Annotated in this window: 10 protein-coding genes; 4 read left to right on the top strand and 6 right to left on the bottom strand. The window is 61.8% G+C overall.

Going from position 1 to position 13,715, the window contains the following annotated elements:
• Positions 1-37: 37 nt before the first annotated feature.
• Complete coding sequence (locus AC5RVY_RS05465) at positions 38-2,092, bottom strand: SEL1-like repeat protein (RefSeq protein WP_493953663.1); 2,055 nt, start codon at positions 2,090-2,092, stop codon at positions 38-40.
• A 250-nt stretch (positions 2,093-2,342) separates the two neighbouring features.
• Positions 2,343-2,942, bottom strand: a complete 600-nt coding sequence (locus AC5RVY_RS05460) for a recombinase family protein (RefSeq protein ID WP_493953713.1) — start codon at positions 2,940-2,942, stop codon at positions 2,343-2,345.
• Between the two features lie 1,071 nt (positions 2,943-4,013).
• Between AC5RVY_RS05460 and AC5RVY_RS05455 the strand changes: the two genes are divergently transcribed.
• From AC5RVY_RS05455 to AC5RVY_RS05445, 3 genes are all read left to right on the top strand, one after another.
• Positions 4,014-5,321, top strand: coding sequence for a glycoside hydrolase family 26 protein (locus tag AC5RVY_RS05455; protein ID WP_493953662.1), 1,308 nt, complete (start codon positions 4,014-4,016; stop codon positions 5,319-5,321).
• A 319-nt stretch (positions 5,322-5,640) separates the two neighbouring features.
• Positions 5,641-6,405 carry a hypothetical protein gene (locus tag AC5RVY_RS05450; protein ID WP_493953661.1) on the top strand — a complete coding sequence of 255 codons (765 nt, stop codon included), beginning with the start codon at positions 5,641-5,643 and terminating at the stop codon, positions 6,403-6,405.
• Positions 6,378-6,908: a PP2C family protein-serine/threonine phosphatase gene (locus AC5RVY_RS05445; protein WP_493953660.1), complete on the top strand. Its 531-nt coding sequence runs from the start codon at positions 6,378-6,380 to the stop codon at positions 6,906-6,908. The genes AC5RVY_RS05450 and AC5RVY_RS05445 overlap by 28 nt, the downstream gene beginning before the upstream one ends.
• 109 nt (positions 6,909-7,017) lie before the next feature.
• Here the strand turns inward: AC5RVY_RS05445 and AC5RVY_RS05440 are convergent, their stop codons facing one another.
• The 4 genes from AC5RVY_RS05440 to AC5RVY_RS05425 all read right to left on the bottom strand — a co-directional run bounded on the left by AC5RVY_RS05440 (position 7,018) and on the right by AC5RVY_RS05425 (position 12,431).
• On the bottom strand, positions 7,018-7,941 hold the full coding sequence (locus AC5RVY_RS05440) for an NAD(P)-dependent oxidoreductase (RefSeq protein ID WP_493953659.1): 924 nt from the start codon (positions 7,939-7,941) through the stop codon (positions 7,018-7,020).
• Positions 7,942-7,945: 4 nt separating this feature from the next.
• On the bottom strand, positions 7,946-9,865 hold the full coding sequence (locus tag AC5RVY_RS05435; protein WP_493953658.1) for a TRAP transporter large permease: 1,920 nt from the start codon (positions 9,863-9,865) through the stop codon (positions 7,946-7,948).
• A gap of 81 nt (positions 9,866-9,946) precedes the next feature.
• Positions 9,947-10,984 carry a DctP family TRAP transporter solute-binding subunit gene (locus tag AC5RVY_RS05430; RefSeq protein WP_493953657.1) on the bottom strand — a complete coding sequence of 346 codons (1,038 nt, stop codon included), beginning with the start codon at positions 10,982-10,984 and terminating at the stop codon, positions 9,947-9,949.
• A gap of 94 nt (positions 10,985-11,078) precedes the next feature.
• Entirely contained in the window at positions 11,079-12,431 is a 1,353-nt protein-coding gene (locus tag AC5RVY_RS05425) for an NAD(P)H-dependent oxidoreductase (RefSeq protein WP_493953656.1), read from the bottom strand.
• 249 nt (positions 12,432-12,680) lie between these two features.
• On the opposite strand from AC5RVY_RS05425, the gene AC5RVY_RS05420 reads away from it, so the two are divergent.
• A complete protein-coding gene (locus AC5RVY_RS05420) occupies positions 12,681-13,715 on the top strand; it encodes a LacI family DNA-binding transcriptional regulator (protein WP_493953655.1) in 1,035 nt (344 codons plus the stop codon).

Below are 13,715 nucleotides of genomic sequence, written 5' to 3'. Positions count from 1 at the left end.
CAACTCCACTGTGCAACCGGAGGTCCTCACCTTTGGCTCAACGACTCCAGCGAGTCATCACATTCGCCGAACCAACGTCCCTGGGCAGTACACCTAGAGCGGCTGCCTGCTGGTAAAGGACCGTGGCGTCCTCCTTCCGGTCCTCTTCTGCGAGAAGGAGACCGAGATTAGCCATGCTCTGCGCATCACCGTCGGCAATCGCTTTTCTATACTCGACTTTTGCTTCTTCGACTCGACCGCTGCGGGCAAGGAGAACTCCCAAGCAATGTATTCCGAAGGTGAAGCCTTGTTCAGCTGACATTCTGAGAAGCTTCTCGGCGCCTTCAAACTCCCCACGCTCGGCCATCCTCTTGCCGAGCAGGGCTAATCCGTAGGCATCACCTCGATCGGCCGCCATCTCGGCTAGCCTTTCAGCTTCAGTTTGATTACCCACAGCCTCCATTTGTGCGGCAAGGGCAGCCATCGCGGCTGGGTTACCGTGCCGGACTGCTCGGCGCAAGAGTTCGTCGGATTCTGCATGTTCGCCCCGGCGAGAAAGGATGAGGGACAGTTGATACATGCCGGCTCCGTTGCCCCCAGTTGCTGCAACCCGATAGAGCGCCTCGGCTTCCTTGTGCCGGCCTTCGCGCTCTAGCTGCATGCCATGATTTGTCATGCCAAGACCACTGCCTGCCATGGCTGCCCGCCTGTACCAGTCGCGGCCCCCGTCTTCATCTCCGCGGCGCATCAGAAGAAAACCTAGGTTGGCCATGGCATCGGCGTCACCTTCTGCTGCGGCCTGCCGAAGGAGTGGCTCGGCCTCCTGAATTTTGCCACTCCGTAAGAGGATGACTGCTAGGCCTGTCATGCCATGGGGGCTGCCCGCCTCAGCTGCCTTGCGGTGTAAGGCTTCTGCCTCAGCGAGGCGGTTTTGCCGCTCAAGTGTCGTTGCATAATTCGCCATTCCTTCGGGGTCACCCATGTCTGCTGCTCGCGCGAAGAATTGAGCAGCGACCTCCGCCTTCCCAAGCATGCTTGCCGTGGTTCCGGCAGTGTTCAGCCGCCCAGGAGACGCATCACTCTGCGCGGCGGCCTCCCATACTTCTAGTGGAATCTCCTTGCCGGAGAAGGCCACGTGGTCTACGAGATAGTCAAAGGGCTGCAGGGAACCGTCGCTCGATCGGGAGATAAGCGGATAGCCTTTTCCCCCTGAGGAGGTCCCGGTAGCCCAATTAAGGCCTAACTGCAGTCCCTCAGGATTGGGCAGGGGAAGAGGCTCGGGAAGATAGAACCCGACTAGATTCGATGCCGTTTCCTCTGATATGGCGTCACTGATGCCCGATCGCTGCCAATCGATTGCAACTGATACGAGTGCTGCGCCGAGTGGGTTTGTAACACGTCCGCCTTCCAATCTCTCAACCGCCAAAAAACCCCCACCTGCGTATGCTCCCAACCCGTGCTTCAATATGCCCTCTTTAGTCCGTGCGCTGGGACTTAAAGCAGCCAACTTCTTGCGTTCGTCCGGCTCATTCTTGAGACGCACAACTCGGAACCTGCAGATGGTGTCCCATTGGGTTCGGGGCATGTCGTCACTGGGCTGAAAACGCTCGTAGAAGCTCTCGCGCATGGTGGCAACCACAACGTTTCCACTCGTCTGGAGTTGGTCGATCCACTTGGTCTTCAAGTTCTTTGGATCAGCAAGGTATCTTTCTAGGTCGTCAAGCCAAACTATTGATTCATGAGGGATTTCGCCCGCATTCATGAGCGTTGCCATTCCGTCCGGAATATCAGGCATAACAACTGGGCGTGCAGGGAAGACTTCAGCCATCAACTTGGACGCCATTCTCGTTTTTCCAACCATAGAATCACCTAGTACGAGGACGGGCTGATCATCTTCCAGGGCAGCTAGGAATTCCTTCTCCGCGTCACGGTCTAGGTAGGGAATCCCAACCAAGGACTCATGGACTCCCCATGTCCTTTGGGAGATGTCCTTAGCGAGAGGGGCGTCGGCGGCGTTGGCGCTTATGGTTCTGATAGCTTGGTGGCGAATCCCGTCGCTGGTGTCTTTTGCCTTCGCTCTGTCCTTTGCGGCTTGAACAATTAGACCTCCCACTACGCAAGTTATGGCGAAAGAACCAAGCACCCAAGCGGGCCACCCGACCTTACTGATGAAGACCGTTCCTGCCGCGAAAAGAGCGGCTAGGAAGATAAGCCACGGGGAGAATTCGCGACGCTTTCTCGGGCGCCAGGTTGAAGACAAAAATCCCCCAAGAAGTTGCTAGTACGACACGAGGCCGAAGAGAGTCCTTCCCACAAGCTTAGAGGTATGCCTTCCGCCCGGCATGAAGTTATTGCCTCGGTGCCTAGAGAAGCTTTGAGGGCGGAAGGGGCTTTTGAGTCACTTCATTCGCGTGGCGGATGTACTGGTAGACGGTCTCTCGGCTAATCCCATAATCGCGGGCGAGGATAACCTTCGGAGTTCCGCCGCCGGCGCGTTGAACCAATTCGGCGGCGCGTTCCGGCGTTAGGGTTCGTTTCCGCCCCTTGTACACGCCTCGCTGCTGGGCAAGGGCTATGCCTTCCCGCTGCCGTTCTCGTATGAGGGAGCGTTCGAATTCAGCGAAGGCCCCCATAACCGAGAGCATTAGGCTAGCCATGGGGGAGTCCTCCCCGGTGAAGACAAGCTGCTCTTTGGTGAACTCAACCCGGATCCCTCGCCGAGTTAGTCCCTGAACGAGAGCGCGTAGATCGTCGAGGTTTCGGGCCAGGCGGTCCATGCTGTGCACAACGACTGTGTCACCGTCGCGGGCGAAGCGCAACAGTTCGGCGAGTTCCGGCCTTGTGGTGTCTCTGCCGGATGCCTTGTCGGTGAAGACCCGGTCGAGGACCTGTCCCTCAAGTTGGCGCTTTTCATTCTGATCAAGTGTGCTGACCCGAACGTAACCGATCCGTTGACCAACCATGCCCGCCTCCAACCCTTGATGCGTGGAATTGAGTGTCCGGGCATCCGGGAGGATCGTCAAGGACCTTTGCGGTCCTGGCGGGCATGCGGTGAGTCCTCGTGAGTTCTGTAAGTCTCGGGGGGAGCAAACTCTATCGCGGCGTGGGTTGCAGTCTCAATAGATAAGAAAATGGCTGAAATTAATCCATCTAGTGAGATACGTAAGGCTCAGCTTTACATAACGTCGGTTATCGGCTCCCGATTTTGGCCGGGGAGACCTACTTGGAGCATCACGGCTGACCGCGCCGAAAAAGTATCGGGAACGTTGGGAAGCACAGCCGGCAGTTGGCGGAGGCTAGGCGTCGTCCCTCCAGTTGTCTGCCGACATCGATGACCTTGTTTCCTCGCCCTGGATCGGCCTCCAACAATTTAGTTGCCGTTAGACCCATCTGTAAAGGGTCTCCTCGGGCAGCGCGTCCATAAGCACGGAAACGAGTGCCGTGGGCGTCGAAAGCCCGGAGCTGCCTGTATTTTCGTTTTCACCTGAGCTTGGAACTACTACCGCACGGCTGGGTCAGGGAAGGTTGCGGCGGTTGTGCTCCCCTGCGGTGGAAAGAAGACGCGTGCGGGCCGTCACCTTACAACCACACTTCTAACCGGTGGTGTGTAAACAGCATCGGCCGTTTACCGGTGCCCGGACGCTCAAGACGGAGGACGGCGCCGACTGGCGTAGTGGTCAGGGCGAGCATTGCTGCCTGGCGGGAGTGGAGGAGCGGGTACAGGCTGGTTCGTCCCGGCGAGGGCAGATGACGGACAGTCCCCCGTTTTACATCCGTCCGCGTACGGCGGACCAGCCGGGGACGGCTCCAGCTCAGCAATAGCGCAGGACTTGGCGAGGTTTTCCGCGGTAACCGTCTTTTGGCTGTATCCGTTTGCGAGCATTGTTTTGGCAGCCCAGGCCGCTTGTTTATCGGTAACGCCGGGCTTTGAAGCTCTTGGTCAGTTTTGGACCGGGGTCATTAGTCTCAGCCCGTCTGGGACCAATCTCAACTTGCCCTGCACAAGGGTATATCCGCGCTATTGGGGAGTATGTGTGTTTAAGAACCGTTTCGTCCGACTGTTGGTGTCCGGTGTGGTCGCGTCCCTTGCTGTGTTGTTGGGTGTCATCGTGCCGGCGGAAGCCACCGGCAGGGCGGATATCAGCTTGAGTGCTGTTGCCGGTCCTGCCGGTGCCTCCGTTACGGTGACCGGTTCCGGTTTTGCCCGGCGAAGCCCGGGCACGTTGACGGCCGGATCGACGGCTGTTCCCTTCGCGGTGGGCGCCGATGGCTCCTTCCGGGCCTCTGTCATCATCGAACCGACGGTTTCGGCATCGGTTTTGGTGACGGCGGCGACCGGGAAGGTCTCGGCGTCGGCGCGGTACACCGTGATGTATAGCCCGGCATCCCTCACAGCAGGGCAAGAGACCGCCGCCGGTCCCGCTCCGCTGGCCATGGCGACCACTACCAAGACCTCGGCGGCAACAGCAACGCCTCCAATCAGCACCGATCAGCTGCGTTTTGGCGTCTCGACCCCCGGTGGTCCTCAAGCGGCGAGTGAGCTCAACGCCGTCGCCACCCTAGTCGATGAGAACCCCTCTATCGTGATGTCATACAAGGACTTCAGCCAGGGAGCACCGATCGCGGACCTGAATGCCGTGGCCGCGCGGGGCGCGACCAGCCTCATCACTTGGGAACCTTGGCTTTGGAGCGGTAACGGCGCCAACCAGCCGGCCTACGCCCTGGACCGGATCACCGCCGGGGACTTCGACGCCTACATCCAGCAGTGGGGCACAGCACTGAAGGCGTGGGGAAAACCGGTCATGCTCAGGTTTGCCCATGAGATGAACGGCAACTGGTACCCGTGGGCCGAGGCCGCCAACGGAAACGGCGCCGGCGACTATGTCGCAGCGTGGCGTCACGTCCACGACGTGATTGCCGCCACCGGCGTCGCGAATGTCTCCTGGGTCTGGAGCCCCAACGTCCCGTACTGGGGCTCCACCGCCTTGGCCGGGCTTTACCCAGGCGCCGGCTATGTCGACGTGGTGGCACTTGACGGCTACAACTGGGGCACTGCAACGTCATGGAGCTCATGGAGCTCACCATCGGCATTGTTCGGAGAAGGCCTGTCCGCTCTCCGCAGCCTCGCACCGGCCAAACCCATCATCATTGCCGAGACAGCCTCAGCCGAGGCAGGAGGGTCCAAAGCCAACTGGAACACCGCTCTGGTCTCCTACCTGGCAGCCCAACCGGATGTCACCGGCTTCGTCTGGTTCCACCACAACAAGGAAGTCGACTGGCGAATCAACAGCACCACCACCTCCACCACCGCCATGGCCACCGCACTGGCCGCGAGGAACTAAGCATCATGAGCCGTACCCGCCCGTTCAAGCTGGAAAGCGGGCGGGCACGCCCTGCCCGTTCACCGGCCTGAAGATGGTGCCTGCATCGGAACCGGCGTTGCTGCCAGGACGCCGCTTTTGCCGCCTTCCTTTCCCTCTGCGATTCCGCAGATGGGAATGACCCCGGCCCGGTGGGGAGCTTATTGGCTACACATGGGTAGGATCGCAAGAGTGTCCGGGGAACCCTGGTGCGATGCGCCCTGGCCCGGTAGCCCGGGCACGGCGCAAGCAAGGGCCCTGGGATGCAGTCTTGCAGGCGGTGATGGCTAGGAGAGAATACATGGCAATAGCGTTCAGTCCGGTGGAAAAATTGGCAGGACTGGACGAGCTGTCACCGGCCCTGAAGCAGATCCCGATCTTCCTTTTATTCGGTTTGGCTGCAGTCATGAGCGCCTCGATTAAAACGCTGACCGTGAGCAGTTGGCCCGCTCTCATTGCCGGTGCGGTGCTGATTACCGTCGCGACGGGGCTGGCAGTCCTTCTCACGCGGCAGGGACTGGTCCGTTTCGCTCTCATCGTCCCCGCGCTGGACTTTCTGGCTGCCGGAGCCCTGCGCCACGGAACAGGAGAAAGCCAGTCCATCTACGCCTCCCTGGTTCTCCTGCCGGTACTCTGGTTCGCCTCCACCAACGGGCGCCGGTACGTAGGTTACGCGGTCGCAGGAGCGGCCATCGCCATCCTTGTTCCCTTCGCGATGGGTTCAAGCATCGGAAACAACCCAAATGAGCTTTTGCGGGGCGTTTACAGCACCCTGATTTTCGCGCTGGCCGCCGCTGTCGTGAACGAACTGGCCCGCAGGGCCCGGCAAAAGCTGGCCACTGCTCGGAAGCAGGCCGCCACGGCGACAGAAGAATTGAGCCGGGCCGCGCAGATCCAGCGTTTCCTCCTGCCACAAGGTGCCGCTCCCCTGCCCGGGTACGAGACAGCAGGAGCGTGCCTTCCCTCCAAGCCGTGGGCGGTGACTTTTTCGACTGGTACCTCATCGACGGGGGCCTCGCCTTCACCCTGGGAGATGTCATGGGCAAGGGCGCGGGAGCCGGCATGATCGCGGCGACAACCAGGGCTGTCATCCGCAGCGCCAAAAACAGCCAAGACCCCGTTACCGCGCTGACCCTCACTGCCGACTGCTTCGCCACCGATCTTGGCCAGGCCTCATCCTTCGCGACCCTGTTCCACGCAAGGCTGCGGGCGGAAGACGGGCGGGTGCTGTTCTCTGACGCCGGGCACGGCCTGACCATCCTGATCCGAGCGAACCGGACGTGGGAACGCCTCAGCTCCAGGGACCTTCCCGTTGGCCTGATGCCGGACACGCTTTGGGAATCCCACGAACTGATCCTCAACCCAGGAGATATGCTCGTCAGCTTCAGCGACGGAATCCTGGACCTCTACGACGGAACACTTGCCTCGATCAACAATGTGGCCCAGCTGGCCCTCTCCGCCTCCTCCGCCCAGGACATCGTGGACACCATCACCGCCAAGGCCACCGAAAAAAGCAACCCCGACGACGTCACTGTCCTTGCCATCCGCAGGCAACCAACGCCGGCCTGAACCTGGCGGACCCCCGTACGGGAAGGGGGGTGCAGAGCCAACCCAGCGCCTCGACGGCTTGCCACCGGCAATCCGTCGAGGCGCTGGCGCATGGAGCCCTGTGAGCTGATTAAACCGCCCGGGCCTCAGCGAAGATGGTCCGGTATATCCCGGTGTGGTCCAGTTCCCCGTCTCCCCGCTCGATCATGACCGCGAAGGCCTCGTGGATGCTCGTGGAGAGCGGCAGGCCCAGACCCGATGCCGCAGCGATCTCTGCTATGAAGTTGAGGTCTTTGAGCTGGTTTTTCGCGGATCCGCCACCTGCAAAATCCTGGTCGATCCAGCGCCGGCCTTTTTGCCGCAGGACTTCGGAGTTGGCAAGGCCTCCGGCCAGGACGGTTTGCACCTTCTCGAGGTCCAGCCCAGAAGCGCTGGCAAGGGCCATTGCTTCGGCCAGGGCTGTGACGGTAGCAGCGACGACAATCTGGTTGCACGCTTTCACGGTTGATCCGGCCCCTGTTTCACCGAACCACACCACCGTTGAGCTGTACAGCTCAAACAGCGGCGTGACGCGTTCGGCAGCGGCGCCGGGGCCGCCTGCCATGATGCTCAGGCGGCCCTCCTCAGCGCCGATGGTTCCGCCGCTCAAAGGGGCGTCGACCACCGTTACACCCCAGTTGCGCTGGCACCGGTCCGCAAACTCTGCCACCGCCACTGGTGAGACTGTCCCATGGATGACGAGGATCGGCTGCCCAATTCCGGCCTTCCTCCACCCGTTCAGCAGCCCGTCTTCGCCGAGGAGCAGGGCTTCAACGTGGGGCAGGTCCGGCAGCACCGTGAGGACAATGTCGCTGGCTGCGGCGGCGGGAGAAGCGGCAACAGTCGCTCCTTTGATGGCCCGGGCCTTGTCCAGGCTGCGGTTCCAAACCGTGAGGGCAACACCGCCTTTGATGATATTTCGCGCGATGGGGGCGCCCATGGGGCCGGTACCCAGGAGGGCCACGGAGGGATAGCTCTGGGGCAGGCCCTGCTGCCCAATTGTCGGCGTCGTCATCTATTTAGAAGGGGATGAGTCCGGCGAGGGCGGGCAGGAAGGTGCTGAACCACGGGACGGCGGCGAGCACCAGCAGCCCAAAGAACACGGCGATCAGGTATGGCCAGAAGTGCTTGAGGCTTCGTTCCACAGTTTCGTGACCGGTGGCGCAGGCTACGTAGAAGCCGACGCCGGCGGGCGGGGCGAATGATCCGATGCCCATGGAGATGATCAGGACCATGGCGTACTGCACGGGGTTGACGCCGAAGTCGACGGCGATGGGAAGGAGCAGCGGGGCGAAGATCAGGACAGCCGGGAGGCCCTCGAGCAGCTGGCCCATGATGACCAGCAGCACGATGGTGAAGAGCATAAAGAGCAGCGGTGAATCGCCCAGTCCTGACATGAGGTCGTGGATCTGCTGCGAGACCCCTGCGACGGCGAGGGTCTGGGCCAGGGGCGAGGCCGCGGCGATGATGAACAGCACCATGCCCGCCGTCGTCGTGGTTTCCCGCAGCGTGTCACCCAGCAGCTTCCTGCTGCCGCGCCGGTACGCTGCGGCGAGGACGAAGGCGTAGGCGACCGCGACGGAAGACACTTCGGTAGGGGTGGCGAAACCGCTGAGGATTCCGACGACCATGCCTACCGGGAGCAGCAGGGTGGGGATAGCGAAGAATGTGGCTGTTCCCCGTGCCCGCCAGGTAGCTTTGGGGCTCGCGACGCCGCCCTGTTTCTTGGCGCGGAGGAAGACCAGCGCCATGACCACCAGGGCCAGGAAGGCGGCCGGCACGAAGCCCGCCAGGAAGAGGGTAGTGGTGGAGATAGTGGTGATGGATCCCAGGATGAGCAACACGATGCTCGGTGGAATGGTTTCGCCCATGATCGCCGAGGCGGACAGGACGGCCACGACTTCTCCGCGCGGGTATTTCCGCTCTTCGAGCATGCCGCGCATGGTTGTTCCCACTGCTGCGACGTCCGCGACCTTCGAACCGGAGATGCCCGAGAAGATGTACATGGTGACCACGACGACCTGGAGGAGCCCGCCACGGAGGTGTCCGATGAGTGCGTCGACGAGCCTGGCCAGCGGGAGGGTCAGGCCGGCCGAGTTCATGACGGTTCCGGCGAGGATGAAGAAGGGGATGGCCAAAAGGACGAAGCCTTTGGCGCCGGAGGCCATGCCGATCGGGATGGCGCTGACCTCAGAGATGCCGCCCAGGTACAGGTAGATTCCGGATGCCAGGGCGAGTACGAAAGCGATGGGCAGGCCGAGGAACAGCAGGATGAACAGGACTGCCAGCACGACGCCGAGGAGGAGGTTCGGGGAGGCGTAGTAGAAGAGCGGCTGGGCCATGACGACGAGGGCAAAGAGGACGGCGGTGATGCCGGCGGCAATCAGGACTGGGCGTCGCTCCTGGCGCCAGAGTTTCAGCAGGGCGAACCAGGCTATGAGGACCATGCCCAGGGAGAAAGGCAGCGAGACCCAGAAGACCGGCAGCTGCAGGATGGGAGTCTTCTCCTCGAGCTGCTGGACCAAAGTGGGAACGAAGAGAGCGAACGTTCCGGCGCTCATGACCAGGACGAGCCAGTCCACGAGGGCTGCGAGATAAGGCTTCCAGGATGCGGGAAGCCGCATGATGAGAGCCTGGACGGACATGTGCGCGCCCTTGGGGTAGGCGATGGCCCCGCCGATGAATGCGATGGTCAGAAGCGCGATCTCGGAGACTTCCTGGGTCCAGAGAACCGAGTCGCCGGTAATGACCCGGACCATGATGTTGAGCAGGATGACCACGAGCTCTGCGATGATGGCCGCGCCCACCAGCGATTCGAGGGCTTTGTCGAACCACAGCGCGCCACTCCAGCGTGGTGGAACGTGATCATGGTGAAGGATTTCTTCCGCGTCTGAGGGGAGGACCTCCTCAATTTCCTCGGGCGTAGTGACGTGTTTCATGTGTTCTCTTCCAGACTGTCGACGTTGAGAGTGGGGATTTGTTGCACTGGCCCGGGGAGCGAGGCTCCCCGGGCCAGTGTGCTACTTGCTGGCCTTGAAGGCGATGGCCTGGTCGAAGAACTCCTTGCCGATCAGGTTGGAGAACTCCGGGTAGAGGCTCTTCGAGACGGCCTTGAATTCCTCCAAGCCCGCGGCACTCACTTCATTGGCCTGCATGCCCTTGGATTTCAGCTCGTCCAGCTGCTTCTTGGACTGCTCCTCGTCGTACCCGGTCTTGAAAGTCGCGGTCTCAGCGGAAGCATCGGTGAGGACCTTCTTTTGGTCCTCGGACAGGCTGTCCCACTTCTTGGATGACAGCGCCAGGACCCAGGCGTCGTTGATGTGGTTAGTCAGCGAAACGTACTTCTGGACTTCAGAGAACTTGTTGGTCCAGGGCACTTCGATGGGGTTTTCCTGCCCATCGATAGTGCCGGTCTGAAGGCCGGTGAACACTTCCGAGAAGGCCATGGTCGTGGGGCTGGCGCCGAGCTTGCCGAAGTAATCCGTCCACAGCGTATTGCCCGGGACACGGATCTTCAGGCCTTTTAGATCGGAGGGCTGCTGGATGGGGCGAACGGAGTTGGTGATCTCGCGGCCCGTCCTGGTCAGGAAGCTGAGCGCGACGGTGTCTTTTTCCGCCAGTTTGTCTTTCAGCGCCTTACCGGGTTCCCCGCTGAGGAAGGCAGCTTCCTCGGTGGTGTCCTTGAAGAGATACGGGATGCTGATGGCGTTCATTTCCGGCACGACGGATGCGTAAACGGACGTCGAGAGGATCAGTGCATCCAGGGAGCCGCCCTGCAGGCGCGTAACGGCCGCGTTCTGGTCCCCGCTGAAGCTTGTTCCGTTGGGGACCACCGTGACGGTCACAGATCCGTTGGATGTCTTCTTGACCTGGTCAGCGAAATGCTGTGCTGAGACGCCGACGGAGGAGGTGAGCGGGTCCGGGATGGAGAGCTGGATCTTGGCCGGTGGGGCACCGCCGCCGCCGGCGGCGGGTGCGCCCGAGGCGCATCCTGCCAGGACTGAGGCTGCGAGGGTGCATGCCAGCACTCCCGTGAGGGCGCGGGTCTTGGTTTTCATGTGATGCCTTTCTTCGTTGGAAGGAGTCTTTTTCGGAGGCGTGAACCGCATCGGCTGAAGTTCATGGCCGCGCTCCGGAGGAGAGTGTGGCGGGTCAGGCAGTGAGGGCCGATTCCGCGACGAGGGCTTCCGTTTCCCGGCGCAGCTCGAGCGCCTGGGCCAGGGAGTCGTCCATGATGACGTCATCCCAGCCGACGATTGCGCCCTTGGGCACGTCATTGCGCAGTTCCACGTGGTGGGCCAGAGCCACCGGCAAGGCACCGGTTGAGACGGAGTGCTTTGCCGAGACGAGTTTGCCCCAGACGGTGAACCCGCCTTCGCCGTCAAGGAATTCCCCGGCTTTGAGGTCCTTCTTGGCCGTGGCTACGACGTCGCCGAAGAAGCCCACCGGGGAACCGGTGGCAATGCCGCGAATCGCAGCATTGGCGATGGAGACGTTCAGTTCCAGGCCCACGTAGTGGTAGGGGCGGTAAAGGGCGGCGTACTGCCCGGTGGGGTCCGGGTGCCAGGGGTATTCGGTGAAGCACCCGGAGACGTAGCCGTTGGTGGCCTTGACCACCACGAAGACGCCTTCCTGGGTGTTGTGGCTGATCCAGCTGCCGTCGCGGTTGACGCTGGACATAACGTCCACGCTGCCTTCGTGGGCGAGGGCCCCGCCGACGTCGCTCGGGCGGCAGACGGTTGCGATTTCCTCGACATCGCCGGGTGTGAAGCTGAGGCCGGTGTCGGCCGGTACCAGCCCGGCGCCGTTGGCAACAGCCGCCATTTCAATGGCTGCCTTGGTGCCGTCGCGGAACGAAGTGTGCATGTAGGGGTTCAACTGCCCGGAATCGGTGAGCTCCTTGGAGAACTCCCAGTTCTCCCATACGTTGTCCGGGTTCATCTCGTGATAGTGCTCAAGGTACTTCGCGCCCTTGCCGGCACAGACAACATCAAAGCCGCTCGTACGGGCCCAATCCACCAACTCCATGATCAGTGCTGGCTGGTCGCCGTAGGCCATGGAGTACACCACGCCTGCCGCCTCGGCACGGCGTGCCAGGGCGGGACCGGCCAGCGCGTCGGCCTCGACCGTGACCATGATGATGTGCTTCTTGGTCTCGATGGCGCGCAGGGCATGCTTCACCCCGACGATCGGGTTGCCGGTCGCCTCAACAATGACATCAATGTCCACGTCAAACAGCTCATCGGCGTTCGCAACAATAGTGGTTGTGCGGTCCCTGAGGGCCGTGGCGATATCCGGGGCGATCTGGTTCTTCGGCCAACCGACAAGATCAAAAGCACCCTCGGCGCGCTTGACGTTGATGTCGGCAATGGCCACCACGTGGATCCCGGGGATGTTGTTCGCCTGGGCCAGGTACATCGTTCCGTAGCGGCCGGCTCCGATGAGCCCGACTCGAACGGGGCGGCCCTGCTGCTCGCGGTCGCTAAGAAGCTTGTGGAGGTTCATGGGGATCTCTCTGGTTGCGTTGAGCGTCGGAAGGACCCTCCACCGGAAATGGCGGAGCAACTTCTTCGTCGCTTTCTGGAATTAGGACCGGAGTGGAACCGGTTCCACTTTTGTACCAGTCAGTGTTAGGCTGTGTCAACAGTCACAGCGGAAGTCCGGTTTCGGGCTCGCACCGCTTGTAGGCATCAACGACACTGTGATGCCTGCGGGTAACCTGCTCCGCATACAGGACTTCCATGAGGAGGAGAAGTGAAGAAGGCGCCAACTATTCGCGATGTCGCGTCGGCGGCGGGCGTATCAGTTTCCGTGGTGTCCCGGGTCCTGAATCCGGAGTCAGGCCCTGTTGCGCCCGCCAAGCGTGACATGGTGCTGCGGGTCATCGAGGAGCTGGGGTACCGCCCGCGCGCCGCAGCACGCGAACTGAGCGTCGGGCAGGCTCCGACGGTCGGGTTGGTGGTCGCGGACCTGGCGAACCCCTTCTTCGCACAGCTTGCGGACCGCATCGTTTGGGAAGCCCGCAGCCATGGGGTGCAGGTGGTGGTCATGACCACCCAGGAAGACCCCCACCTTGAAGCCGATTCCCTTGACACCCTCCTTGACCGCTCGGTCGGGGGAGTGATCGCTACGCCCACCGGCGCGAATGTCGAAAAATGGGCCCGCCTGCAGGCCCTGGGAGTGAACGTTGTCTTTGTCGACCGCACCATTGCAGATCTTGGGGACGTCGATGTGGTGAGTATCGAAAACGTGGATTCGGCCCGGCAGGCCACCGAGTACATGCTCAGTCTCGGACATACCCGGATCGGCCTCATTTCCGGGCCGGTCAGCACCTCAACCGGCCGGGCCAGGATTCAGGGATACCAGGCCGCCCATGAAAACCGCTCGATCAGTGTTGACCCCCAGCTGATCCGCGATGTCCCCTTTCGCGGAGATGGCGGCGGCGACGCAGTGGGATCCCTGCTCGCCATGCCCAATCGCCCCAGCGGGCTCATCGTGGCCAACACCGCTCAGGTTCAAAGCTCGGTCCGGCGCCTCGTCCAGATGGGCGAACGTATCCCCGAGGATCTGTCGGTCATTGTTTTTGATGACAACCCCTGGACCGAAATGACGAGCCCTCCGTTGAGCGTGATCCGCCAGCCCATCAGCATGCTCGCCGTGCATTCCCTGGACCTGGTGCTCGGACGGATGCAGGGCCGGCTCCCGGACACCCCCCGCACCATCGAAGTCAAAGCGGACTTTGTCCCGCGCAGCAGCTGCTCCCCGCTCCTGCTGTCACCAACCAGATAA

This window comes from Arthrobacter sp. Ha26, assembly GCF_059091705.1.
This window is presented reverse-complemented; position numbering and strand designations above follow the sequence as displayed.

Coding starts and splice junctions, on each gene's coding strand:
- AC5RVY_RS05445 (WP_493953660.1), top strand. CDS start 6,378: ATGGGCAAGGGCGCGGGAGCCGGCATGATCGCGGCGACAACCAGGGCT.
- AC5RVY_RS05425 (WP_493953656.1), bottom strand. CDS start 12,431: ATGAACCTCCACAAGCTTCTTAGCGACCGCGAGCAGCAGGGCCGCCCC.
- AC5RVY_RS05440 (WP_493953659.1), bottom strand. CDS start 7,941: ATGACGACGCCGACAATTGGGCAGCAGGGCCTGCCCCAGAGCTATCCC.
- AC5RVY_RS05430 (WP_493953657.1), bottom strand. CDS start 10,984: ATGAAAACCAAGACCCGCGCCCTCACGGGAGTGCTGGCATGCACCCTC.
- AC5RVY_RS05435 (WP_493953658.1), bottom strand. CDS start 9,865: ATGAAACACGTCACTACGCCCGAGGAAATTGAGGAGGTCCTCCCCTCA.
- AC5RVY_RS05450 (WP_493953661.1), top strand. CDS start 5,641: ATGGCAATAGCGTTCAGTCCGGTGGAAAAATTGGCAGGACTGGACGAG.
- AC5RVY_RS05460 (WP_493953713.1), bottom strand. CDS start 2,942: ATGGTTGGTCAACGGATCGGTTACGTTCGGGTCAGCACACTTGATCAG.